Genomic DNA, 22,424 nt, shown 5'->3' on the forward strand with positions numbered 1-22,424 from the left:
TCGAAGGTTCATGGGTACGTCTGCCTGCGCGTCATGTGCCTGTAACCACCCGTCCGCCAGCGGATCGAAAGTCAAAGCTTGGCAAGCTCAGCCACTCCTTTGCGTTCACTTCTTGAACGCAAGCACGCTCACAGACGTCACTTCCTGCTCAAGTGAGCGAAGCTGGGCACGATTGATTTCGATCGATGAACGATCAGAGGGTGGCACCCAGTGCCACCCCTTGGAGAAGTGCAACCGCGCTTGATCCGCTCATCTGAGCGCAACCCTTATCAAGGGTGGCGAGAATCACGCTGCCACACACGCGCGGATTTCACCATGCGGACACCGGGCGCGGACCGAAACGGAACGCGAACACGCCTGTCACAGGGCCGCGCCTCGGGCCCTCACACACCCATCGCGGTGAGCCGTTCCTCGGCCCGGGCCGGCGTGTACAACCGCTCCACGACCAGCGCGCCCGCTCCGATGAGCGCGGCCCGCTCCCCCAGCCGGGACGTGACGACGTCCAGATGGGCCGTGGAGCGCGGCAGCGCCCGCTGGTAGAGCAGCTCGCGCAGGCCCGTGAGGAAGGGCGTCCCGGCCAGATCCCCCGCGATCATCAGCACCCCCGGGTTGAGCAGGGACACGACCGTCGCCAGCACGTCACCGACCCGGCGCCCGGCCTCCCGGGCCAGGGCGGCGGCCTCCGGGTGCCCGGCGGCCAGCAGGTCCCGGACGTCCGAACCGGAGGCGGCAGGCACCCCGGCCTCGGCCAGTCGCCCGGCCACCGCGCCGCCGCTCGCGACGGCGGCCAGGCAGCCGTACGAACCGCACCGGCACAGCGCGTCCCCGCCGACCCGGATGTGCCCGATGTCGCCCGCGCCGCCGTCGGCCCCCCGGTAGATCGAGCCGTCGACCACGACCCCGGCACCGATGCCCGTCGACACCTTCACCAGCACGAACGCCGTGCAGTCGGGGTGACCGGTGCGCTGTTCGCCGTAGGCCATGAGGTTGGCGTCGTTGTCCACCAGGACCGGCACGGCCGGGGCGCCGGTGTGCTCGGTGAAGGCGCGGGAGAGGCGGCCCCTGATGTCGTAGCCGTCCCAGCCCGGCATGATCGGGGGCTGGACCACCCGGCCGGTCTCGCTGTCCACCGGGCCGGGCACGGCCAGCGCGATGCCGCACACCTCCTCCGCCCGGCGCCCGGTCCTGGGCAGCAGCTCGCCGAACCAGGAGCCGAGTGCGGCCAGTACGGCCTCCGGGCCGTCCTCGACGACCGCGGTGCCGGAGTGTTCGGCGAGTATCTCGCCGGTCAGGGTGAGGACGGCCGCGCGGGCGTGCCGGGTGTCCAGGTCGGCGACGAGGACGACCGCGTGCGAGTCGTCGAACTCCAGCGTCACCGCGGGCCGGCCGCCGAGCGGTGAGCCGGCCGGGCCGCCGGCGCCCTCGCGCAGCCAGCCTGCCCGGAACAGCCGGTCCAGGCGCTGCCCGACGGTGGCGCGGGACAGCCCGGTGGCCTGCTGGAGCGCGCCCCGGGTCACGGCCCGCCCACTGCGCACCAGTTCCAGCAGATCGCCGGCGCCGGCCTGGCCGCCACCCTTGCCCGTCCTGCCGGGCTGTCCGGTCATGCGCACCCCCTTGTGCTTCTCAAGTTTGCATTACATATTGAGTTTTGCGTGTTAAATAGACGTAACCCTAGTGCTCGCACAACCAAACCTGGTCGGCCGGACGTCTTCGGGGAGCCCCGAGTGGATCGCACTGCCCAGCTCACTGCCCGTCTCCCGGGACGCGACATCGCATACGATCCGCCGGTCTGCGGCACGTCGCCGCACGTCAGGGCGGCCCGGGTGCTGGAGGCGAACTGGACGGGCGCCTCGACCGTGCCCTCCCGGAGCCTGTATCCCCACCAGTGGTCGTGGGACTCGGCGTTCATCGCGATCGGGCTGCGGCACCTGTCACCGCTGCGGGCCCAGACCGAGCTGGAGACGCTGCTGGCGGCCCAGTGGGGCGACGGCCGTGTCCCGCACATCGTCTTCAACCCCTCCGTGCCGCTCGACGCCTACTTCCCGAGCCCCGACTTCTGGCGCTCCTCCACCGCCGGCCACCGCGCGGGCGCCCCGCGCACCGTACAGACCTCCGGCATCGTGCAGCCACCGGTGCACGCCCTGGCGGCCTGGCTGGTGCACCGCGCCGACCCGGTCCTGTCCCGGGCCCGGGGCTTCCTCGCCCGGGTCTACCCCCGGCTGGCCGCCTGGCACCGGTATCTGCTGCACCGGCGGGACCTGGGCGGCGGCGGCCTCGCCTGTGTCGTGCACCCCTGGGAGCAGGGGATGGACAACAGCCCCTGCTGGGACGCCCCGCTCGCCCGCGTCACCCCGGCCCCGGCGCGTTCCTTCCGCCGCGCCGACCTCGCCCACGGGGCGCCCGAGGACCGGCCGACCGATCTGGACTACGGGCGGTACGTGCGGCTGGCCGCCGACTACCGGGACGCCGGGTACGCCGACGGGGGCCGCGGGCCCGGGGGCGCGAGCGGGGGCGGGGGGTTCGCCGTGGAGGACCCGGCGTTCAACGCCCTCCTCATCGCCTCCGAGCACGCGCTGGCGCGGATGGCGGCCGAGCTGGGCGCCCCCGGCACCGCCCGGCACGCGCGCGCCGAACGGCTCACGGCGGCCCTGGTCGAGCGGCTGTGGGACCCCGCGAGCGGGATGTTCCTCTGCCGGGACCTGCGCGCAGGCGACCGGCTGATCCCCGAGCGCGGCGTCTCCGGCCTGATCCCGCTCCTGCTCCCCGGCCTCCCTCGCGAGGTGGTGCGCACCCTGCTCGGCACCCTCGGCGGCCCCCACTTCGGGCTCGGCGAGCGCACCCGGCTCGTCCCGAGCTACGACCTGCTCGGCGACGCCTTCGACCCGCACCGGTACTGGCGCGGACCGGCCTGGTTCAACACGAGCTGGCTGCTGGAGCGCGGGCTGCGCACACACGGCGAGCGGGAGCGGGCGGACGCCCTGCGCGCGGCGGTGCTGCACCTGGCCGACGCCACCGGCTTCGCCGAGTACGTCGATCCGTACACCGGCGAGGCCTGCGGCGCGACCGGCTTCGGCTGGACCGCCGCGCTCGCGCTGGACCTCCACCACGAGCTGCACCAAGAGCTTCTCAAGCACCCCGGACAGGGCGTGTCCCCGACGGGCACCGGCACGTTCGACACGAGTGACAAGGGAAGGGACCGGGCATGACGGACCGGCATCATCTGCTCGTGCAGGGGACGACGTTCGCCGCCGTGGGCGACCGGGGCGACATCAGCGGAGTCCGGGGCGGCGGCTCCCCGGACGGGTTGTTCGTACGGGACGCCCGGCACCTCAGCCGCTGGCAGCTCACCGTCGACGGCGCGGTGCCCGAGGTGCTCAGCCCCGTCGCCGGCGGGGACGTGACGCGCTGCGTCCTGGTCCCGCGCGGCGGCCGGCAGGAGCCCCCGGCGCACACGGTCTTCCGTGAACAGGCCGTCGGGGACAGCGCGTTCGTGGAGTCGCTCCGGGTGACCAGCAACCGCCCGGTGCCCACCGCGGTCCGGCTCGCCCTCACCGTCGACGCCGACTTCACCGACCAGTTCGAACTCCGCTCCGACCACCGCACCTACGTCAAGGCCGGCGCCCTGCGCTCCCGCGAAGTCCTCGACGACGGCATCGAGTTCACCTACCGGCGCGCCGAATGGCGCTCGCGTACGACCATCACGGCCGACCCCGCCCCGCAGGCGGTGGAGGAGACCGGCACCGGCGCCCGGCGGCTGGTGTGGACGCTCGATCTGGCACCGCACGGTACGACGTCCCTGACGCTGCGGGTGATCGCCCGGCCGCACGGCGACAGGCGCACCCTGCGCATGCCGCGCGATCCGGCCTCCGTGCGCGCGGAACTCCGCGCCCGGGAGGAGGAGTTCATGGAGGGCGTGGCCTTTCCGACCGGCCGGCCGGAGCTGGCGGCGGCCTGCGCCCGGGGTCTGGCCGACCTGGCCTCGCTCCAGGTGCCGGCCACCGGGCCCGACGGCGAGGAGCTGCGCGTACCGGCCGCGGGCGCCCCCTGGTTCCTCACCCTCCTGGGCCGCGACGCCCTGCTCGCCTCGCTGTTCGCCCTGCCGTACCGGCCACGGCTGGCCGCCGCCACACTGCCCGCGCTCGCCGCGACCCAGGCGACCGGCACCACCGAGTCCCGGGTGGCCCAGCCCGGCAAGATCGTGCACGAGGTGCGCCACGGCGAGCTGGCCTACTTCGGGCAGGTCCCCTACGGGCGCTACTACGGCTCGGTCGACGCCACACCGTTGTTCCTGATCCTGCTCGGGGCGTACGTCGAGGCGACGTCGGACACGGCGATGGCCCACCGGCTGGAGCCGCACGCCCGTGCCGCCGTCGGCTGGATGCTGGACCACGGGGGCCTCACCTCGCGTGGCTACCTGGTGTACCGCGCCGACGAGGGCGGCCTCGCCAACCAGAACTGGAAGGACTCCCCCGGCGCGATCTGCTGCGCCGACGGCACCCGGCCCAGCGGTGCGGTGATGGCCGCGGGCGCGCAGGGCTACGCATACGACGCGCTGCGCCGCACGGCGTGGGTGGCGCGCACGGTGTGGGCGGACCGGACCTACGCGGAGCTGCTGGAGCAGGCGGCGGCCGACCTGCGGGACCGCTTCCAGCGGGAGTTCTGGATGCGGGAGCACTCCTTCCCGGCGCTCGCGCTGGACGGCGCGGGTCGGCAGATCGACGCGCTGGCGTCCGACGCCGGGCACCTGCTGTGGTCGGGGCTGCTGGACAAGGAGTACGGCGAGGTGGTGGGCCGGCGGCTGCTCGAACCGGACTTCTTCTCCGGCTGGGGCGTCCGCACGCTCGCCGCCGGGCAGCCGGCGTACCACCCGCTGTCGTACCACCGCGGCTCGGTCTGGCCGCACGACAACGCGCTGATCACGCTGGGCCTGGCCCGCTACGGCCTGCACGACGAGGCCCGTGCGGTCGCCCACGCGCTGGTGGAGGCGGCGACGGCGACCGGGTACCGGCTGCCGGAGGTGCTGGCGGGGTACGGCCGCGACACCCATCCGGAGCCGGTTCCCTGTCCGCACGCGTGCGTCCCCGAGTCGCGCTCGGCGGCGGCACCGCTCGCGTTGCTGACCGCGGTGGGGGGTGTGTAGCGGCCGGGGTTTGCCTGGTGTTTGCCCGGCGCCGTGAACAGGGGTGAGGAGCCCGCCGTACGAGAGGGCGTCACGGGTCTCGCACGGAAGGACCTCCGGGTTGTCTCAGCACACGAGCACGCGCCAGTCACCGGCCACGGCCGGCGACCCCGAGACCACCCCGGAGAACACCCCTGGCCCAGCCGACTCCGGCACCGAGGAGAAGACCCCCCGGGAGACCCCGGAGGCACAAGCACCGCCCGAGAAGACCCCCCGAGAGACCCCGGAGGCACAAGCACCGCCCGAGAAGACCCCCCGAGAGACCCCGGAGGCACAAGCACCGCCCGAGAAGACCCCCCGAGAGACCCCGGAGGCACAAGCACCGCCCGAGAAGACCCCCCGGGAGACCCCGGAGGCACAAGCACCGCCCGAGAAGACCTCCCGGGAGGTCCCGGAGGCACAAGCACCGCCGGAGAAGACCCGGGAGACCCCGGAGGACGACCCGCAGGAGATGTCCGGGAAGGCTGCCGGGCACGCCGAGCCGCAGGAGGCTTCGGAGGGGGAGGGCCCCGGGGGCGCCTCGGGGGCCCGGGGTGGCCCTCGGACGTGGGTGCGGCGGTGGCGGGGGCGGCATCCCGGGGGTGCTCGGGTGGTGTCGGTCTCGGTCACCGTGCTCGCCGTGGCGCTCGTCGTCGGCGCGCTCGTGCTGCCGAACACCGTCGTGGGTCTCGGGCCCGCCAAGTTCACCCGCATCCCCGGGGAAGCCGTCATCGGGGCCGCCGTACTGCTCGCGCTGCCGCGCCGGCCACGGGTGGCGCTGGCGGCGGTGTCGGGGGCGCTGCTGGGCGCGACGACCGTGCTGAACCTGCTCGACATGGGCTTCAACCAGTATCTCGGCCGCCCCTTCAACGTCGTCCTCGACTGGAGCCTGTTCGGCGACGCGGAGTCGTATCTGGAGGACTCCCTCGGCCGCACGTCCACCCTCGCCGCCGTGACCGGCGTGATCATCCTCGTGCTGCTGCTGCTCGTCCTGACCGCGCTGGCCACGGTCCGTCTGGCCAACCTGCTCGCCCGGCACAACGGCACCGCGACCAGGGGGACGCTGATCGCCGGGGTCGTCTGGATCACCTGCTCCTCGCTCGGTCTGCAGATATCCGGCGTGCCGATCGCGTCCGACCGCACCGCCACCGCGCTCAGGATCCAGGCCCGCCGGGTCTCCGCCACCCTCAAGGACGAGGCGGAGTTCCGGAAGGTGGCCCGGGTCGACGCCTTCGGGAACACCCCGGGCAGCCAGCTGGTGCCGGACTTGCGCGGCAAGGACGTGGTCTTCACGTTCATCGAGAGCTACGGCCGCAGCGCCGTCGAGGACCCGATCATGGCGCCGGGTGTCGACCGTACCCTCGACGTCCGCACCAAGGCGCTCGCCAAGGCGGGCTTCCATGCCAAGAGCGGCTGGCTCACCTCGGCGACCTACGGCGGCAGCAGCTGGCTCGGGCACTCCACCACCATGTCGGGCCTGTGGATCAGCAACCAGCAGCGCTACCGCACCGTCATGGCCAGCGATCACCTCAGCCTGACGGAGGCGTTCGAGAAGACCGGCGCGTTCGACACCGTCGGCGTCATGCCGGGCGTGCAGAAGGGGTGGCCGGAGCAGAAGTGGTACGGCCTGAAAAAGGTCTACAACGCGTTCCAACTCGGCTATCAGGGGCCGAAGTTCAGCTGGTCGACCATGCCCGACCAGTACGCGCTCCAGCAGTACCAGGAGCGGGTGCACAGCAGGAAGCCGGCCGCCGGCAAGTCACGGATGTCGCTGCTCATCCTGACCTCCAGCCACCAGCCCTGGGCGCCGATCCCGAAGATGGTCGACTGGGACCGGCTCGGTGACGGCTCCGTCTTCAAGGGCATCCAGGCGGCGGGCAACAAGCCGGCCGACGTCATCGCCGACACGAGCAAGTCCCGGCAGGAGTACGGCAAGTCGATCCAGTACTCGGTGACCGCCCTCACCCAGTGGCTGGAGCGTTACGGCACCGACGACACCGTCCTGGTGTTCCTCGGCGACCACCAGCCCATCGCCCGGGTCAGCGGCAACCACGCCAGTCGTGACGTGCCGGTGTCGATCGTGGCCAAGGATCCCAAGGTCCTGGACAAGGTCTCCGGCTGGGGCTGGACGGACGGCCTGCGCCCCGCCCACGACGCCCCGGTCTGGAAGATGAGCTCCTTCAGGGACCGTTTCCTGAGGGCGTACGGCTCGACCCCGCACCCGCGGAAGGGCTGACCGCCCGCCCCCGGGAGGGGGGATCGCTCAGCCGCCGGAGGTGTCCAGTTCCGCGTCCTCGCCCACGCCCGCGCAGTCGTAGGGGTCCTTCAGCCAGCCGTCCGGCAGCACGACGCGGTTGTTGCCGGAGGTACGCCCGCGGGGGCCGTCCGCCCCGGCCGGCCACGGCTGGTCCAGGTCCAGTTCGTCCAGCCCGGCCCGCAGCTCCGCCAGCGAGGACGTGATGGCGAGCCGCTTGCGCATCTCGGAGCCGACGGCGAAGCCCTTGAGGTACCAGGCGACGTGCTTACGGAAGTCGATCACGCCCTTGGACTCGTCGCCGCTCCACTCCCCGAGCAGGGTGGCGTGCCGCACCATGACGTCGGCCACCTCGCGCAGCGCGGGGCGGGCGACGTCCTCGGGCCGGCCCTCGAAGGCCGCCACCAGGTCCGCGAACAGCCATGGCCGGCCCAGGCAGCCGCGTCCCACGACCACCCCGTCGCACCCGGTCTCGCGCACCATGCGCAGCGCGTCCGGCGCCGACCAGATGTCGCCGTTGCCGAGGACGGGCAGCTCGGGGACGTGCTCCTTCAGGCGCGCGATGGCGTCCCAGTCGGCGGTGCCGCCGTAGTGCTGGGCGGCGGTGCGGCCGTGCAGGGCGATGGCCGTGACCCCCTCCTCGACGGCGATGCGGCCGGCGTCGAGATAGGTGATGTGGTCGTCGTCGATGCCCTTGCGCATCTTCATGGTCACCGGGAGGTCGCCGGCGCCGGACACCGCCTCGCGCAGGATCGCCCGCAGCAGGTTGCGCTTGTACGGGAGCGCCGAGCCGCCGCCCTTGCGGGTGACCTTCGGCACGGGGCAGCCGAAGTTCAGGTCGATGTGGTCGGCCAGGTCCTCCTCCGCGATCATGCGGACGGCCTTGCCGACGGTTGCCGGGTCGACGCCGTACAGCTGGATCGAGCGCGGCTGTTCGCTCGCGTCGAACCGGATCAGCTGCATGGTCTTCTCGTTGCGCTCGACCAGCGCGCGGGTCGTGATCATCTCGCTGACGAAGAGTCCCTTGCCGCCGCTGAACTCCCGGCACAGGGTGCGGAAGGGCGCGTTGGTGATTCCCGCCATGGGTGCGAGCACGACGGGCGGTGTCACGGCGTGCGGGCCGATGGAGAGCGGGTGGGTCATCGCGGGACTCCGGGGCGGTGTGCGGCACAGGGCAAGCACCCATTGTCCCCCACCCGGCGCCCCGCTCGTCCGCCGGTACCGTCGTCGGCCACCCAGGCTGGTGTATCGCTCATTAGTTAGACGCACTATTGAAATCCGCGTACGATGCCGACATGCACGACTTGAGCCCTCGCCGACGCCTGCTCGTGCTCGCGATCTGCTGCATGAGTCTGCTGATCGTGAGCCTCGACAACACCGTGCTGAACGTGGCGCTGCCCGCCCTGCAACGCGATCTGCACGCCAAGACCTCCGGGCTGCAGTGGACGATCGACGCCTACACTCTCGTCCTCGCCTCGCTGCTGATGCTCGCGGGCTCCACCGCCGACCGGATCGGCCGCAGGAAGGTCTTCATGGCCGGCCTGGTGGTGTTCTCCGTCGGCTCCCTGCTCTGCTCCATGGCGCCCGACCTGAAGCTGCTCATCGTCTTCCGGATGGTGCAGGCGGTGGGTGGCTCGATGCTCAACCCGGTCGCGATGTCGATCATCACCAACACCTTCACGGACTCCCGGGAGCGCGCCCGTGCGATCGGCGTGTGGGGTGCGGTGGTCGGCATATCCATGGCGGCCGGGCCGCTGGTCGGCGGTCTGCTCGTGCAGTCGGTGAGTTGGCGCTCGATCTTCTGGATCAACCTCCCGGTCGGCCTCGCCGCCCTCCTGCTCACGCTCCGCTTCGTCCCGGAGTCCCGCGCGCCCAAGGCCCGGCGCCCCGACCCGGTCGGCCAGGTGCTGGTTATCGCCCTGTTCGGCTCGCTGACCTACGCGATCATCCAGGCGCCGGATGCCGGCGCGGCCACCTCCGGCCCCTTCGGCGCGGTCGCCCTGGCGGCCCTGCTCGCCCTCCTGTGGTACGAGCCCCGGCGCGCCGAACCCCTCATCGACCTGCACTTCTTCCGCTCCGCTCCGTTCAGCGGGGCGACGGTGATCGCGATCAGCGCCTTCGCCGCGCTGGGCGGCTTCCTGTTCATGTCCACGCTGTACCTGCAGAACGTGCGCGGCCTCGACGCGCTGCACGCGGGCCTGTGGATGCTGCCGATGGCCGCCCCGACGTTCGTGTGCGCACCGCTGTCCGGCCGTCTGGTCGGCAGCCGGGGCCCGCGTCTGCCCCTCCTCGTGGCGGGTACGGCGATGACGGTGAGCGGTGTGCTCTTCGCGGCCTTCGAGGCGGAGACCTCCAACAGCACGCTCCTGATCGGGTACGTCCTGTTCGGCATCGGCTTCGGCTTCGTGAACGCGCCGATCACCAACACCGCGGTGTCGGGCATGCCGCGGGCCCAGGCCGGAGTGGCGGCCGCGGTGGCCTCCACGAGCAGGCAGCTGGGCCAGACCCTCGGCGTCGCCGTGGTCGGCGCGGTGCTGGCGTCCGGCATCGGCTCCTCCCCGTACAAGGACACCTTCGTCTCGGCGGCCCGCCCCGGCTGGTGGATCCTGACCGCCTGCGGACTGACCGTGCTCGTCCTGGGCCTGCTGACCAGCGGGCGCTGGGCGCGCGGGACCGCGGAGCGGACGGCGCGGAAGCTGGAGGCGGCCGAGGTGCGCCAGGTGGCGGGGGCCTCGGGCCGGCCCGCGTAGGGCCCCTCGCGAAGTCCCCGCCTGTCCCCCGGCCCTCCGGCACGACGCCTCAGTCGCACAGCGACAGCAGCTGCTCCAGCCGCTGCCGGGTCTCCTCGTTCTTCGGCGTGTAGGTCACCATGCGGGCGCCCTGTTCGGGTCCGAGCCACAGGTCGGTGTGTTCCAGGGTGAGGTGCCCGACGTAGGGGTTGAGGTACTCCTTGGTCTTGGAACGGGAGGCCACCACCTCATAGCGCCGCCAGTTCTCGCGGAACTCCGGGGACTCCTCCAGCCGCTTCAGGAGCATCTTCCAGGCGGGCTCGCCGAGATGGCCGGCCAGGGCGGCGCGCAGCCGGGCGGCCATCAGGCGCCGGCTCTCCTCCAGGTGGACGATCGCCGCCTGCCAGTCCTTGTTGGTGTGCACGAGGAGTATGCAGTTGCGGTCCTCCGGCGGGACCGCGTCCAGGTCGCCCATCAGCCGGCCGTAGGTCCGGTTGTAGGCGAGGATGTCGTACCGGCTGTTCTGGACGCAGGCCGGGATGGGCTCCAGCCGGCGCAGCATCTCGCGCAGGGCCGGGGTCACGCTGGGGCAGTTCGCGGCCGGGGTCGGGTCGGTGGCGCCGGCGAGCCGGAAGAGGTGGGCCCGCTCGCTCGCGTCCAGCCGCAGCGTGCGCGCGAGGGCGTCCAGGACCTGGACGGAGACCTGGATGTCACGGGCCTGTTCAAGCCAGGTGTACCAGGTGACGCCGACCGCGGAGAGCTGGGCGACCTCCTCCCGGCGCAGCCCGGGGGTACGCCGCCGGGCTCCGCGCGGCAGGCCCACCTGCTCCGGTGCGATCCGCTCACGGCGGCTGCGCAGGAACGCGGCCAGCTCGTGCCGGCGGATCTCCGAGCCTCGGGTGTCCGGCTGCCGGGTCTGCTGTGCCGTGGTCGTCATGGTTCCAGGGTGCCGCCTTCCTCATCCTGTTGCCAGGTACTTCGGCTACCAGGATCAGGAGACTCTGGTACCAGGCTGGGCGGGGCCGCAGGCTTGTGGTCATGAGCGAAACCGTCACCCTCGGCACCGTCCACCGGACGGCCGCCCCGCCCTCGCTCGGCGGGCTCGGTCTGTTCACCGTTCTGCTGGCCGCGGCGCTGCCGCTGGTCGACTTCTTCATCGTCAACGTCGCCCTGCCGGCCATCGGCTCCGACCTCGCCGCCGGCGAGTCCGTGCTGGAGCTGGTCGTGGCCGGGTACGGCGTCGCCTACGCCGTACTGCTCGTGCTCGGCGGCCGGCTCGGGGATCTGTTCGGGCGCCGCCGGCTCTTCCTGGGCGGGATGGCCGCCTTCGGGCTGACCTCGCTGGCCTGCGGACTCGCGCCCGGCGCCTGGAGTCTGGTGGCGGCCCGCGTCGCGCAGGGCGCCTCGGCCGCCGCCATGCTGCCGCAGGTGCTCGCCACCATCCAGGCCTCCACGACCGGCGCCCGCCGGGCGAAGGCCATGAGCCTGTACGGCGCCACGGCCGGCCTGGCGATGGTGGCGGGGCAGATCCTCGGCGGTGTGCTGGTAGCCGCCGATGTCGCCGGGACCGGGTGGCGGGCCGTCTTCCTGGTGAACGTGCCCGTGGTCGTCGTCGGACTGGTGCTCGCCGTCCGGCTCGTGCCCGAGACCCGCTCGCAGCGTCCGGAGCCGGTGGACGTGCCCGGCACGGTCCTGCTGGCGTTGTCCCTGCTGACCCTGCTCGCCCCGCTCACCGAGGGCCGGGCGGCGGGCTGGCCGCTGTGGACCTGGCTGTCGCTGGCCGCCTTCCCGTTCACCGCGGCGGCGTTCTGGGCCGTGGAGCGGCGCGCGGACCGGACGGGGCGCACCCCGCTGGTGCCGCCGAGCCTGCTGGCACTGGCTTCCCTGCGGCGCGGGCTGGTGCTGCTGGTGCCGTTCGCCATCGGCTTCAGCGGCTTCATGTTCGTGATCGCGCTGGCCCTGCAGCAGGGCGCGGGCCTGGATCCGGTGCCGGCCGGGCTGGCGCTCGCGCCGATGGCCGTGGCGTTCCTGTTCACCTCCCTCGCCGGTCCCCGGCTGATCGCCCGCTTCGGCAGCCGGGTGGTGGTCGCGGGGTCCCTCGTGCAGGGTGTGGGCATCCTGCTGCTGGCGCTCGCCGCCTGGCGGGACTGGCCGCATCTGGGCTTCGGCCCGCTGCTGCCGGGTGCCGCCCTGGCGGGTGCCGGGCAGGCGCTGCAACTGCCCAACGTGTTGCGGATCGTGATGTCCGAGGTGCCGGCCGCGCGGGCCGGTGTGGGCAGCGGGGTGATGGTCACGACGCAGCAGTCCGCGCTCGCCCTGGGCGTGGCCACCCTCGGCACGCTGTTCCTCACCCTCGTGCCGCACCTGGGCATGCGGGACGCGCTGCTCACCACGTTGCTGGTGCAGCTGGCCGGGATCGTGCTGACCGGCCTGCTCGGTCTGCGTCTGCCCCGCGAGGTCGGCTGACCGCCGGGCACGGCCGGCCGGGGCGGCGGGCGGCCCGGGTGGCCTCCGGGGCGCGGCGGGGTCAGCCTGGGAGAGGTCTGCGGGCCTCGCCCGGAAGGGGCCCATCGAGCGACGGGAGACGACCATGACCTCGGTACTCCGCAACCGCTCCGGCCGTGTGCTGGGCGCCGGCGCCCTTTCCGTGGCGCTGCTCTGCGGCTCGACCTCCGGCGCCTTCGCCGCGGGCGGCGCGTCGGTCCCGAACAGTGCGACGGGCTCGATCACCGTCAAGGCCGACAAGTCCTCCGTGAAGGCCGGGGACAAGGTGCGCTTCACCGGCCGCACCAAGGGGCTGAAGGTCGGCACCCCGCTGGTGCTCCAGCACGAGAAGTCCGCCGGCAAGTGGACGGCCCTGAAGGCCGCCACCAAGGTCAAGAACGGCAGCTCCTACGCGCTGGTCGCCAAGCTGAACACCAAGGGCAGCGAGCACCTGCGGATCACGGCGGGGAAGGTCCACTCGCCCACCGTCACCGTGAAGGTGAAGTGAGCCCGCGTATCAGCAGTTCCACCACGGCCGTGAACTCCTCCTGGATGCCGGGGGCGGTCCACTCCCGGGCGTAGCAGGGGTCGTGGAAGCGGCCGGTGGCCTGGAAGACGGCCCGGGCCGCGGCGGCCGGGTCGGGCACCGAGAAGGCGCCCGAGCCGGTCCCCGCGGCGATGATCCCGGTCAGCTGCCCGGTCAGGTCGGCGATGTGCTCGCCGACGACCGTGCCGTTCTCGTCGGTCAGCACGGTGTAGGTGGCGAACAGCTCCGGATCGTCGCCCGCCTTGTGCCGCTTGGCCTCGAAGAGGGTCGCCAGCCAGGCCCGCAGCCGCTGCTCGGGGCTGTCGTCGGCGACGGCGATCCCGGCCAGCCTCGCCGAGGTGCGGTCCAGCCAGCGCTTGGTGACGGCCTCCCGCAGCGCCGCCTTGGTGCGGAAGTGCCGGTAGACGCTGCCGTGGCTGACACCGAGCGCGCGGGCCACGTCGACCACGGTCGCCTTGGCCGGGCCGTGGCGGCGCAGCACCTCCTCGGTCGCTTCGAGGATGCGCTCGGCGGTGAGGATCTCGCTGGTCGGTGCCATGTCGTGAACGGTACCGGGCGGCGGGTTCAGCGCTCGCTGTCGAGGTGTGCCATCTGCGCGGTCGGGTAGCGGGCGCCGGCCGCCGCGTCCGCGGGGACGGCCCGCTCGATCGCCGCCAGGTCGGTCGCGTCCAGGGTGACGTCGAGCGCGCCCAGCGACTCGGCCAGCCGCTCGCGGGTGCGGGCGCCGACCAGCGGCACGATGTCCTCGCCCCGGGAGAGCACCCAGGCGATGGCGATCTGCGCGACGCTGACGCCCTTCTGCCCGGCGATCTCGCGCAGCGCCTCCACCAGGTTCAGGTTGTGCTGGAGGTTGTCGCCCTGGAAGCGGGGCGAGTGGGCGCGGAAGTCGCCCGGCGCCAGCTGCCGGTCACGGGAGAAGTGGCCGGAGATGAGGCCGCGCGAGAGCACTCCGTAGGCGGTGATGCCGATGCCCAGCTCGCGCGTGGTCGGCAGGATCTCCCGCTCGATGCCGCGCGAGATGAGCGAGTACTCGATCTGCAGGTCGGCGATCGGGGCGGTGGCGGCGGCCCGGCGGACGGTCTCCGCGCCGACCTCGCTGAGGCCGACGTGCCGCACGTGTCCCTTCTCGATCAGTTCGGCGATCGCGCCGACGGTCTCCTCGATCGGCACGTCCGGGTCGAGGCGGGCGATGCGGTAGACGTCGATGTGGTCGACGCCGAGGCGCTGCAGGGAGTAGGCGGCGAAGTTCTTCACCGCGGCGGGGCGGCCGTCATAGCCGCCCCAGTTGCCGTCCGGGTCGCGCAGCGCGCCGAACTTCACGCTGACCAGGGCCTTCTCCCGGGCGGCGGCCGGGGCGGTGCGCAGGGCCTCGCCGACCAGCAGCTCGTTGTGGCCCATGGCGTAGAAGTCGCCGGTGTCCAGCAGGGTGATGCCGGCCTCCAGGGCGGCGTGCACGGTCGCGATGGACTCGGCGCGGTCGGTGGCGCCGTAGAGGGCGGACATGCCCATGCAGCCGAGGCCGAGGGCGGCGGTGCGGGGGCCGGTGGTTCCGAGGTTTCGCGTTCGCGTCGTCATGCCTCCACCTTGCCATGACAGCTGACAGATTTCAATATCTGTCATTCCATCTCTGTTACCCGACGGCATCTACCGATGGCATCTACGGGGACCTGGTCCAGACCTCTTGACGAAAGGTCTGGACCACGAGCACTGTTCGTACCGTCGACTGTCATGCCTACGACACCTCGCCGCACCCCACCGGGAGGCCCCGCATGCTCCGCCGTACGCTGCGACTCGTCACCGCCGCCGTCACCACGGCCGTCCTCGGCCCCCTCGCCGTCGCCACCGCTCCCGCCGCGTCCGCCGCCGACACCTGCGCCGTGAAGTCGCGGCCCGCGGGCAAGGTGCTCCAGGGGTACTGGGAGAACTGGGACGGCAGCGCCAACGGGGTCCACCCGCCCTTCGGCTGGACCCCGATCACCGACTCCCGCATCCCCGCGCACGGCTACAACGTGCTCAACGCCGCCTTCCCGGTGATCCGTTCGGACGGGACCGCCCTGTGGGAGGACGGCATGGACAGCGGGGTGAAGGTGGCCACGCCCGCGGAGATGTGCCAGGCCAAGGCGTCCGGCCAGACGATCCTGCTGTCCATCGGAGGCGCGGCGGCCGGTATCGACCTGTCGTCCTCCGCCGTCGCCGACCGCTTCGTGGCGACGATCGTGCCGATCCTGAAGAAGTACAACTTCGACGGCATCGACATCGACATCGAGACGGGCCTGACGGGCAGCGGCAACATCAACCAGCCGTCCGCGTCCCAGGCCAACCTGATCCGGATCATCGACGGGATCCTCGCCAGGATGCCGTCCAACTTCGGCCTGACGATGGCCCCGGAGACCGCGTACGTCACCGGCGGCAGCATCACCTACGGCTCGATCTGGGGCGCGTATCTGCCGATCGTCAAGAAGTACGCGGACAACGGCCGCCTGTGGTGGCTGAACATGCAGTACTACAACGGCAGCATGTACGGCTGCTCCGGCGACTCCTACCAGGCCGGCACGGTCCAGGGGTTCACCGCGCAGACCGACTGCCTCGACAAGGGGCTGGTGGTGCAGGGCACGACCGTCAAGGTGCCCTACGACAAGCAGGTCCCGGGCCTGCCCGCGCAGCCGGGCGCCGGCGGCGGCTATATGTCACCGTCCCTGGTCTCCCAGGCCTGGCGGCACTACGGCACCTCGCTCAAGGGCCTGATGACCTGGTCGGTCAACTGGGACGGCGCGAAGAACTGGACCTTCGGCGACAACGTCAAGGCTCTTCAGGGGCGTTGAGAGCCCCGGCCGGAATCGCGGCGTAGTACGACCGAGGGCCCACCCGCCGGCCGGGGATCCGGCGGCGGGTGGACCCTCGACTGCGATCCGGGTCAGCAGCCCACCAGACGGCTGGCCAGGTAGCCCTCGATCTGGTCCAGGGACACGCGCTCCTGCTTCATCGAGTCACGCTCGCGCACGGTCACCGCGTTGTCCTCGAGCGTGTCGAAGTCGACGGTCACACAGAACGGCGTACCGATCTCGTCCTGACGGCGGTAGCGGCGGCCGATGGCGCCGGCGTCGTCGAAGTCGATGTTCCAGTTCTGCCGCAGGGCCTGGGCGAGACCCTTGGCCTTCGGGGACAGCTCCGGGTTGCGCGACAGCGGGAGCACCGCGACCTTCACCGGGGCGAGGCGGTGGTCCAGGCGCAGCACCGTGCGCTTCTCCATCTTGCCCTTGGCGTTGGGCGCCTCGTCCTCGACGTAGGCGTCCAGCAGGAACGCCAGCATCGTGCGGCCGACACCGGCCGCCGGCTCGATGACGTACGGCGTCCAGCGCTCGCCGGCCTCCTGGTCGAAGTAGGAGAGGTCCTGGCCGGATGCCTTGGAGTGGGCACCGAGGTCGTAGTCGGTGCGGTTGGCGACACCCTCCAGCTCGCCCCACTCGCTGCCGCCGAACCGGAAGCGGTACTCGATGTCGGCGGTGCGCTTGGAGTAGTGGGAGAGCTTCTCCTTCGGGTGCTCGTACCAGCGCATGTTCTCCTCACGGAGACCCAGGCCCCGGTACCAGTTCCAGCGCTGCTCCATCCAGTATTCCTGCCACTGCTCGTCCTCGCCGGGCTTGACGAAGAACTCCATCTCCATCTGCTCGAACTCGCGGGTGCGGAAGATGAAGTTGCCCGGCGTGATCTCGTTGCGGAAGGACTTGCCCATCTGCGCGATGCCGAACGGCGGCTTGCGCCGGGAGGTCGTCTGCACCTGGGCGAAGTTGGTGAAGATGCCCTGCGCGGTCTCGGGACGCAGGTAGGCGACGGACCCGGAGTCCTGGGTCGGGCCGAGGTGGGTCGACAGCAGACCGGAGAACTGCTTGGGCTCGGTGAACTGGCCCTTGTTGCCGCAGTTCGGGCAGTTGACGTCGGCCAGGCCGTTCGCCGGGGCGTGGCCCTTCTTCTCCTCGTAGGACTCTTCCAGGTGGTCGGCACGGAAGCGCTTGTGACACGAGGTGCACTCGGTCAGCGGGTCCGTGAAGGTGGCGACGTGGCCGGAGGCCACCCAGACCTCGGGGGCCAGGATGACCGACGAGTCGATACCGACGACGTCCTCGCGCGACGTCACCATGTAGCGCCACCACTGACGCTTGATGTTCTCCTTGAGCTCGACACCCAGGGGTCCGTAGTCCCAGGCGGCACGCTGTCCGCCGTAGATCTCACTACACGGGAAAACGAAGCCACGGCGCTTGCTCAGGCTGACGATGGTGTCGATCTTGTCGGCGGCCACGGTGCTCTCTTCATTACGACGACGGGCGTTGAAGCGAGATGCTTCCAGCGAATGATTCAGGTTACCGGCGCAGGCTCCCCCACGACCAAATCGGCCCCCTGCTCAGGGCCCCTGACGTGCGTTGTTGACAACGGTTTCCATCTTTGTTGAAAATGACTGTCATGAACGTACGACGACGCCTCATATCCACGGCCACGGCGGCCCTGGTCACCGCCCTCGGCCTCGGCTCCCTCACCGGCTGTTCCGGCGGCTCCACGGCCGCGGCCAACACCGGCAAGTTCGACGTCGTCGCCTCGTTCTACCCGATGGCCTTCCTCGCCGAGCAGATCGGCGGCAAGCACGTCCACGTCACCAGTCTCACCTCCCCCGGCCAGGAACCGCACGACCTGGAGCTCAGCACGCGCCAGATCGCGGGCCTGGAGGAGACCGACGCCGTGCTCTACCTGAAGGACCTCCAGCCCTCCGTCGACGCCGCGGTGGCCCAGTCCCCGGCCAAGACGAAGATCGACGCGGCCTCGCTCACCACGCTGGAGAAGCACGGCAACGAGGTCGGCGGCCACGCCGCCGCGCACGACACCCACGAGGGCGAGGACTCCGGCGGCAGGGACCCGCACATCTGGCTCGACCCGGTGCGCTACGCCCAGGTCGCCCGGGGGGTCGGCAAGGCCTTCGAGAAGGCCGACCCCGAGCACGCGGCCGACTACGCCAGGAACACCGCGCACCTGGTGAAGCGGCTGGACGACCTGAACACCCGGTTCAAGGAAGGCCTCGCCAACACGAGGACCAGGACCTTCATCACCACGCACGCCGCCTTCGGCTACCTCGCCGAGCGCTACGGCCTCACGGAGGAGGCCATCAACGGCCTCGACCCCGAGTCGGAACCGAGCGCCGCGCGCGTGAAGGACCTGGAGAAGCTGGCCGCCGCCGACGGCGTCTCCACCGTCTTCTACGAGACGCTGGTCAGCGACGACACCGCGAAGACGGTCGCACACGACGCGAGCCTGGGGACGGACGTCCTCGACCCGATCGAAGGCATCACCGGGAAGTCCCGGGGCACCGACTACTTCTCGGTCCAGGACGCCAACCTCAAGGCCCTGCGACGGGCCCTGGGCACCAAGTGACCGGCACGGAGGGCGACATCATGACCGAACCCGTCATAGCGATGCGAAAGGTGACCGCCGAACTCGGCGCGCGCCCGGTCCTGCGCGGCATCGATCTCACCGTGCACCGCGGCGAGGTCGTCGCGCTCCTCGGCGCCAACGGCTCCGGCAAGTCGACGGCCGTACGCACCGTCATCGGGCAGGTGCCGATCAGCTCCGGCACCATCGAGCTGTTCGGCACCCCGCGCCGGTCCTTCCGCGACTGGGCGCGCGTGGGCTACGTACCGCAGCGCACCACCGCCGCGGGCGGCGTCCCCGCCACGGTGACCGAGATCGTCTCCTCCGGCCGGCTGTCCCGCACCCGCTTCGGCCTCTTCGGCGGCCCCGACCGTCAGGCCGTACGGCACGCCCTGGAACTGGTCGGCATGGCCGACCGCGCCAAGGACACCGTGACCGCCCTGTCCGGCGGGCAGCACCAGCGCGTGCTGATCGCCCGCGCCCTGGTCGCCGAGCCCGAACTGCTGATCATGGACGAGCCGATGGCGGGCGTCGACCTCGCCAGCCAGGAGGTGCTCGCCCGGACGCTGCGGCGACAGGTGGACGCCGGCACGACCGTCCTGCTCGTGCTGCACGAACTGGGCCCGCTGGAGCCCCTGATCGACCGGGCGGTCGTCCTGCGCGACGGCTGCGTGCTGCACGACGGCCCGCCGCCCAGCGCGGTCGGCCAGCACGCCCTGCCCGGCCACGACCACGTACACCCGCACGCACCCGCGGGCGCCGAACCGATCCGCACGGGACTGCTGAGCTGATGGAATTCCTGAACTACGCCTTCATGCAGCGGGCGCTGCTGGCCGCCGTGCTGGTCGGCATCACCGCGCCCGCGGTCGGCATCTACCTGGTCCAGCGCCGCCAGGCCCTGATGGGCGACGGCATCGGACACGTGGCCATGACGGGCGTCGGCCTCGGCTTCCTGCTGTCCTTCTCCCCGGTGTGGATGGCGACCGCCGTCTCCGTGCTCGGCGCGGTCCTGATGGAGCTGATCCGCTGGTACGGCAGGACCCGCGGCGACATCGCCCTCGCCATGCTCTTCTACGGCGGCATGGCCGGCGGCGTGATGCTGATCAACCTGGCGCCGGGCGGCTCCAACGCCAACCTGACGTCCTACCTGTTCGGCTCCCTGTCGACGGTGTCCCACTCCGACGTGGTCGCGATCTGTGTGCTCGCCGCGTTCGTGCTGCTGGTCACCCTGGGCCTGCGCCGCCAGTTGTTCGCCGTCAGCCAGGACGAGGAGTTCGCGCGGGTGACGGGCCTGCCGGTCCGCGCGCTGAACCTGCTCACGGCCGTCACCGCGGCGGTGACGGTGACGGTCGCCATGCGCGTCGTCGGCCTGCTGCTGGTGTCCGCGCTGATGGTGGTGCCGGTGGCGGCGGCGCAGCAGCTCACCCGGAGTTTCACGGCGACGTTCGCGGTCGCCGTCGCGATCGGGGTGGCCGTCACGGTCGGCGGCACGGTCACGTCGTACTACCAGGACGTGCCACCCGGCGCGACGATCGTCCTGCTGACCATCGCCGGGTTCGTCGCGCTGACGCTCGTGGCCGGCCCGCTGGCCCGCCGACGCGCCCGCGCCGCCGCCGCGGCCCACCCGGCGGGGGACCCCGCGGAGTGCTCGATTCCGGTCACCAGGGCGGCCGGGGACGAGGTCGGCGTCTGACCGCGTGCTGCCCGGACTGGCACAATGGCCCGGGCAGACGCCAGACGTGAGGAGGCAACCCGTGACGACCGCAGGACAGCCCGTGAAGGGCCGCGCGACCCGGCAGCGTGCGGCCGTGGCGGCCGCCCTGGACGAGGTCGACGAGTTCCGCAGCGCCCAGGACCTGCACGACATGCTCAAGCACAAGGGCGACTCGGTCGGGCTCACCACCGTCTACCGCACCCTGCAGTCCCTCGCCGAGGCCGGCGAGGTGGACGTCCTGCGCACCTCCGAGGGCGAGTCCGTCTACCGCCGCTGCTCCACCGGTGAACACCACCACCACCTGGTCTGCCGCACCTGCGGCAAGGCGGTGGAGGTGGAGGGTCCGGCGGTGGAGAAATGGGCGGAGGCGATCGCCGCCGAGCACGGATACGTCAACGTGGCCCACACGGTGGAGATCTTCGGCACCTGCGCGGACTGCGCCTCCGTCGGCGGCTGAGGCCGCTACGAGGTGGAATCGCCCCTCATGGCCGCTTCCATGGCGAGGAGGTCCTCGTTCGGGACGGCACCGCCGAACCGCCGGTCGCGGGAGGCGAACTCGACGCAGGCCCGCCACAGGTCACGCCGGTCGAAGTCGGGCCACAGCACGTCCTGGAAGACCATCTCGGCATACGCGCTCTGCCAGAGCAGGTAGTTGGAGGTGCGCTGTTCGCCGCTCGGACGCAGGAAGAGGTCGACGTCCGGCATGTCCGGGTAGTACAGGTACTTCGCGAGGGTCTTCTCGTCGACCTTCGACGGGTCCAGGCGGCCCGCCTTCACGTCCTCGGCCAGTGCCCGGGCGGCGTCCGCGATCTCGGCCCGGCCGCCGTAGTTCATGCAGAAGTACAGGGTGAGCAGATCGTTGTCCTTGGTCTGCTCCTGGGCGATCTGCAGCTCTTTGGCGACCGACTTCCACAACCTGGGCATGCGGCCCACCCAGCGCACCCGGATGCCGAGCGCGTCGAGCTGGTCGCGGGACTTGCGGATGAAGTCGCGGTTGAAGTTCATCAGGAAGCGGACCTCGTCGGGCGAGCGCTTCCAGTTCTCGGTGGAGAAGGCGTACAGGGAGATGTTGCGCACACCGGCCTCGATCGAGCCCTGGAGCACGTCCAGCACGCGCTCGGCGCCGACCTTGTGCCCCTCGGTGCGCGGCAGCCCGCGCTCCTTGGCCCACCGGCCGTTGCCGTCCATGACGATCGCCACGTGGTTCGGGACCAGCTCGCCGGGCAGCTTCGGGGCACGGGCGCCCGACGGGTGCGGCTCCGGCGCCTGGTACTCGCGCTGCCGGCGACCGAGGATCCCGCGTACCACCATGTGTCTCTCGTCTCCCTCTGCGAATCTCGGGGTTTCGGGGCCGCTACGACTTCTCGACGTAGCGCAGCGAGCGCAGTCCGCGCTCCAGATGCCAGTGCAGGTAGGCGGACACCAGCCCGCTGCCCTCCCGGACGTACCGCGCCTCGCACGCGTCCGCCGTCCCCCAGTCTCCCGTAAGGAGGGCGCCGAGCAGAACCAGGGTCTGCGGGGACGGTACGACGCTGCCGGGGACCCGGCAGTCGACGCAGACCGAGCCGCCGGAGGCGACCGAGAAGAACCGGTTGGGGCCGGGCATGCCGCACTTCGCGCAGTCGCCGAAGCTGGGGGCGTAGCCGTTGACGGCGAGGGAGCGCAGCAGGAAGGCGTCGAGCACGAGGTGCGGGGCGTGCTCGCCCCGGGCCAGCGTGCGCAGGGCCCCCACCAGCAGCAGGTACTGCTGGACGGCCGGCTCGCCCTCGTGGTCGGTGAACCGTTCGGCGGTCTCCAGCATGGCCGTGCCGGCGGTGTAGCGGGCGTAGTCGGTGACGATTCCGCCGCCGTAGGGGGCGATGGTCTCGCTCTGGGTGCAGAGCGGCAGCCCGCGCCCGACCAGTTCGCTGCCCCGCGCGAAGAACTGCACGTCCACATGGGAGAAGGGTTCCAGCCGGGCCCCGAACTTCGACTTGGTCCGCCGCACCCCCCGCGCCACGGCCCGCACCCGCCCGTGACCGCGTGTGAGGAGGGTGATGATCCGGTCCGCCTCGCCCAGCTTCTGGGTGCGCAGCACGATGCCGTCGTCGCGGAACAGACTCATGCCCCCCATTCTCGCCCAT

The 22,424-nt window shown here is 71.7% G+C and carries 19 protein-coding genes; 11 read left to right on the top strand and 8 right to left on the bottom strand.

What is annotated here, in order from left to right:
* Nucleotides 1-383 precede the first annotated feature (383 nt).
* The gene (locus ACIBA9_RS26250; protein WP_399366682.1) at nucleotides 384-1,604 is read right to left on the bottom strand and encodes an ROK family protein; all 1,221 of its coding nucleotides are present in this window, start codon (nucleotides 1,602-1,604) and stop codon (nucleotides 384-386) included.
* A 120-nt stretch (nucleotides 1,605-1,724) separates the two neighbouring features.
* Between ACIBA9_RS26250 and ACIBA9_RS26255 the strand changes: the two genes are divergently transcribed.
* From ACIBA9_RS26255 to ACIBA9_RS26265, 3 genes are all read left to right on the top strand, one after another.
* A complete protein-coding gene (locus ACIBA9_RS26255; RefSeq protein WP_399366684.1) occupies nucleotides 1,725-3,206 on the top strand; it encodes an MGH1-like glycoside hydrolase domain-containing protein in 1,482 nt (493 codons plus the stop codon).
* Nucleotides 3,203-5,140, top strand: a complete 1,938-nt coding sequence (locus ACIBA9_RS26260) for a glycogen debranching N-terminal domain-containing protein (protein WP_399366686.1) — start codon at nucleotides 3,203-3,205, stop codon at nucleotides 5,138-5,140. The genes ACIBA9_RS26255 and ACIBA9_RS26260 overlap by 4 nt, the downstream gene beginning before the upstream one ends.
* Before the next feature lie 490 nt (nucleotides 5,141-5,630).
* Nucleotides 5,631-7,394, top strand: a complete 1,764-nt coding sequence (locus ACIBA9_RS26265) for a CDP-alcohol phosphatidyltransferase (protein ID WP_399366818.1) — start codon at nucleotides 5,631-5,633, stop codon at nucleotides 7,392-7,394.
* Nucleotides 7,395-7,421: 27 nt separating this feature from the next.
* On the opposite strand, the gene dusB is transcribed toward ACIBA9_RS26265, so the two are convergent.
* Complete coding sequence (gene dusB / locus ACIBA9_RS26270) at nucleotides 7,422-8,555, bottom strand: tRNA dihydrouridine synthase DusB (RefSeq protein ID WP_362156830.1); 1,134 nt, start codon at nucleotides 8,553-8,555, stop codon at nucleotides 7,422-7,424.
* A 152-nt stretch (nucleotides 8,556-8,707) separates the two neighbouring features.
* Here dusB and ACIBA9_RS26275 point away from each other — a divergent pair, with 152 nt between their 5' ends.
* Nucleotides 8,708-10,162 (top strand): MFS transporter, encoded by a 1,455-nt coding sequence (locus tag ACIBA9_RS26275; protein ID WP_399366688.1) that lies wholly within the window; start codon nucleotides 8,708-8,710, stop codon nucleotides 10,160-10,162.
* A gap of 49 nt (nucleotides 10,163-10,211) precedes the next feature.
* Here the strand turns inward: ACIBA9_RS26275 and ACIBA9_RS26280 are convergent, their stop codons facing one another.
* Entirely contained in the window at nucleotides 10,212-11,078 is an 867-nt protein-coding gene (locus ACIBA9_RS26280; protein ID WP_399366690.1) for a helix-turn-helix transcriptional regulator, read from the bottom strand.
* A gap of 101 nt (nucleotides 11,079-11,179) precedes the next feature.
* On the opposite strand from ACIBA9_RS26280, the gene ACIBA9_RS26285 reads away from it, so the two are divergent.
* A complete protein-coding gene (locus tag ACIBA9_RS26285; protein WP_399366692.1) occupies nucleotides 11,180-12,607 on the top strand; it encodes an MFS transporter in 1,428 nt (475 codons plus the stop codon).
* Nucleotides 12,608-12,731: 124 nt separating this feature from the next.
* Entirely contained in the window at nucleotides 12,732-13,133 is a 402-nt protein-coding gene (locus tag ACIBA9_RS26290) for a hypothetical protein (protein WP_399366694.1), read from the top strand.
* Here the strand turns inward: ACIBA9_RS26290 and ACIBA9_RS26295 are convergent.
* Both ACIBA9_RS26295 and ACIBA9_RS26300 read right to left on the bottom strand, forming a co-directional pair.
* Nucleotides 13,114-13,710 carry a TetR/AcrR family transcriptional regulator gene (locus ACIBA9_RS26295; protein WP_399366696.1) on the bottom strand — a complete coding sequence of 199 codons (597 nt, stop codon included), beginning with the start codon at nucleotides 13,708-13,710 and terminating at the stop codon, nucleotides 13,114-13,116. The genes ACIBA9_RS26290 and ACIBA9_RS26295 overlap by 20 nt on opposite strands.
* 26 nt (nucleotides 13,711-13,736) lie before the next feature.
* Entirely contained in the window at nucleotides 13,737-14,747 is a 1,011-nt protein-coding gene (locus ACIBA9_RS26300) for an aldo/keto reductase (RefSeq protein WP_399366698.1), read from the bottom strand.
* A 194-nt stretch (nucleotides 14,748-14,941) separates the two neighbouring features.
* On the opposite strand from ACIBA9_RS26300, the gene ACIBA9_RS26305 reads away from it, so the two are divergent.
* On the top strand, nucleotides 14,942-15,994 hold the full coding sequence (locus tag ACIBA9_RS26305; RefSeq protein ID WP_399366700.1) for a chitinase: 1,053 nt from the start codon (nucleotides 14,942-14,944) through the stop codon (nucleotides 15,992-15,994).
* A gap of 92 nt (nucleotides 15,995-16,086) precedes the next feature.
* Here the strand turns inward: ACIBA9_RS26305 and ACIBA9_RS26310 are convergent, their stop codons facing one another.
* The gene (locus ACIBA9_RS26310) at nucleotides 16,087-17,469 is read right to left on the bottom strand and encodes a glycine--tRNA ligase (protein WP_362156817.1); all 1,383 of its coding nucleotides are present in this window, start codon (nucleotides 17,467-17,469) and stop codon (nucleotides 16,087-16,089) included.
* A gap of 161 nt (nucleotides 17,470-17,630) precedes the next feature.
* On the opposite strand from ACIBA9_RS26310, the gene ACIBA9_RS26315 reads away from it, so the two are divergent.
* The 4 genes from ACIBA9_RS26315 to ACIBA9_RS26330 all read left to right on the top strand — a co-directional run bounded on the left by ACIBA9_RS26315 (nucleotide 17,631) and on the right by ACIBA9_RS26330 (nucleotide 20,758).
* Nucleotides 17,631-18,590, top strand: a complete 960-nt coding sequence (locus ACIBA9_RS26315) for a metal ABC transporter substrate-binding protein (RefSeq protein WP_399366702.1) — start codon at nucleotides 17,631-17,633, stop codon at nucleotides 18,588-18,590.
* A 20-nt stretch (nucleotides 18,591-18,610) separates the two neighbouring features.
* Nucleotides 18,611-19,378 (top strand): metal ABC transporter ATP-binding protein, encoded by a 768-nt coding sequence (locus ACIBA9_RS26320; protein WP_399366704.1) that lies wholly within the window; start codon nucleotides 18,611-18,613, stop codon nucleotides 19,376-19,378.
* Entirely contained in the window at nucleotides 19,378-20,280 is a 903-nt protein-coding gene (locus ACIBA9_RS26325) for a metal ABC transporter permease (RefSeq protein WP_393900646.1), read from the top strand. Before ACIBA9_RS26320 ends, ACIBA9_RS26325 begins: the two co-directional genes overlap by 1 nt.
* Nucleotides 20,281-20,341: 61 nt before the next feature.
* Nucleotides 20,342-20,758: a Fur family transcriptional regulator gene (locus tag ACIBA9_RS26330; protein ID WP_399366707.1), complete on the top strand. Its 417-nt coding sequence runs from the start codon at nucleotides 20,342-20,344 to the stop codon at nucleotides 20,756-20,758.
* A 5-nt stretch (nucleotides 20,759-20,763) separates the two neighbouring features.
* On the opposite strand, the gene ACIBA9_RS26335 is transcribed toward ACIBA9_RS26330, so the two are convergent.
* Together ACIBA9_RS26335 and recO are read right to left on the bottom strand one after the other, a co-directional pair.
* Entirely contained in the window at nucleotides 20,764-21,612 is an 849-nt protein-coding gene (locus ACIBA9_RS26335; RefSeq protein ID WP_399366709.1) for an isoprenyl transferase, read from the bottom strand.
* Between the two features lie 43 nt (nucleotides 21,613-21,655).
* Complete coding sequence (gene recO / locus ACIBA9_RS26340) at nucleotides 21,656-22,405, bottom strand: DNA repair protein RecO (RefSeq protein WP_399366711.1); 750 nt, start codon at nucleotides 22,403-22,405, stop codon at nucleotides 21,656-21,658.
* Nucleotides 22,406-22,424 lie beyond the last annotated feature (19 nt).

This window comes from Streptomyces sp. NPDC051452 (assembly GCF_044454765.1).
Taxonomy (GTDB): domain Bacteria; phylum Actinomycetota; class Actinomycetes; order Streptomycetales; family Streptomycetaceae; genus Streptomyces.

What these genes read in the sequence shown, in the direction of transcription:
- ACIBA9_RS26250 (WP_399366682.1), bottom strand. Translation starts at nt 1,604, where the DNA reads ATGACCGGACAGCCCGGCAGGACGGGCAAGGGTGGCGGCCAGGCCGGC.
- ACIBA9_RS26295 (WP_399366696.1), bottom strand. Translation starts at nt 13,710, where the DNA reads ATGGCACCGACCAGCGAGATCCTCACCGCCGAGCGCATCCTCGAAGCG.
- ACIBA9_RS26275 (WP_399366688.1), top strand. Translation starts at nt 8,708, where the DNA reads ATGCACGACTTGAGCCCTCGCCGACGCCTGCTCGTGCTCGCGATCTGC.
- ACIBA9_RS26305 (WP_399366700.1), top strand. Translation starts at nt 14,942, where the DNA reads ATGCTCCGCCGTACGCTGCGACTCGTCACCGCCGCCGTCACCACGGCC.
- ACIBA9_RS26265 (WP_399366818.1), top strand. Translation starts at nt 5,631, where the DNA reads ATGTCCGGGAAGGCTGCCGGGCACGCCGAGCCGCAGGAGGCTTCGGAG.
- ACIBA9_RS26300 (WP_399366698.1), bottom strand. Translation starts at nt 14,747, where the DNA reads ATGACGACGCGAACGCGAAACCTCGGAACCACCGGCCCCCGCACCGCC.
- recO (WP_399366711.1), bottom strand. Translation starts at nt 22,405, where the DNA reads ATGAGTCTGTTCCGCGACGACGGCATCGTGCTGCGCACCCAGAAGCTG.
- ACIBA9_RS26280 (WP_399366690.1), bottom strand. Translation starts at nt 11,078, where the DNA reads ATGACGACCACGGCACAGCAGACCCGGCAGCCGGACACCCGAGGCTCG.
- dusB (WP_362156830.1), bottom strand. Translation starts at nt 8,555, where the DNA reads ATGACCCACCCGCTCTCCATCGGCCCGCACGCCGTGACACCGCCCGTC.
- ACIBA9_RS26260 (WP_399366686.1), top strand. Translation starts at nt 3,203, where the DNA reads ATGACGGACCGGCATCATCTGCTCGTGCAGGGGACGACGTTCGCCGCC.
- ACIBA9_RS26285 (WP_399366692.1), top strand. Translation starts at nt 11,180, where the DNA reads ATGAGCGAAACCGTCACCCTCGGCACCGTCCACCGGACGGCCGCCCCG.
- ACIBA9_RS26290 (WP_399366694.1), top strand. Translation starts at nt 12,732, where the DNA reads ATGACCTCGGTACTCCGCAACCGCTCCGGCCGTGTGCTGGGCGCCGGC.
- ACIBA9_RS26325 (WP_393900646.1), top strand. Translation starts at nt 19,378, where the DNA reads ATGGAATTCCTGAACTACGCCTTCATGCAGCGGGCGCTGCTGGCCGCC.
- ACIBA9_RS26320 (WP_399366704.1), top strand. Translation starts at nt 18,611, where the DNA reads ATGACCGAACCCGTCATAGCGATGCGAAAGGTGACCGCCGAACTCGGC.
- ACIBA9_RS26315 (WP_399366702.1), top strand. Translation starts at nt 17,631, where the DNA reads ATGAACGTACGACGACGCCTCATATCCACGGCCACGGCGGCCCTGGTC.
- ACIBA9_RS26335 (WP_399366709.1), bottom strand. Translation starts at nt 21,612, where the DNA reads ATGGTGGTACGCGGGATCCTCGGTCGCCGGCAGCGCGAGTACCAGGCG.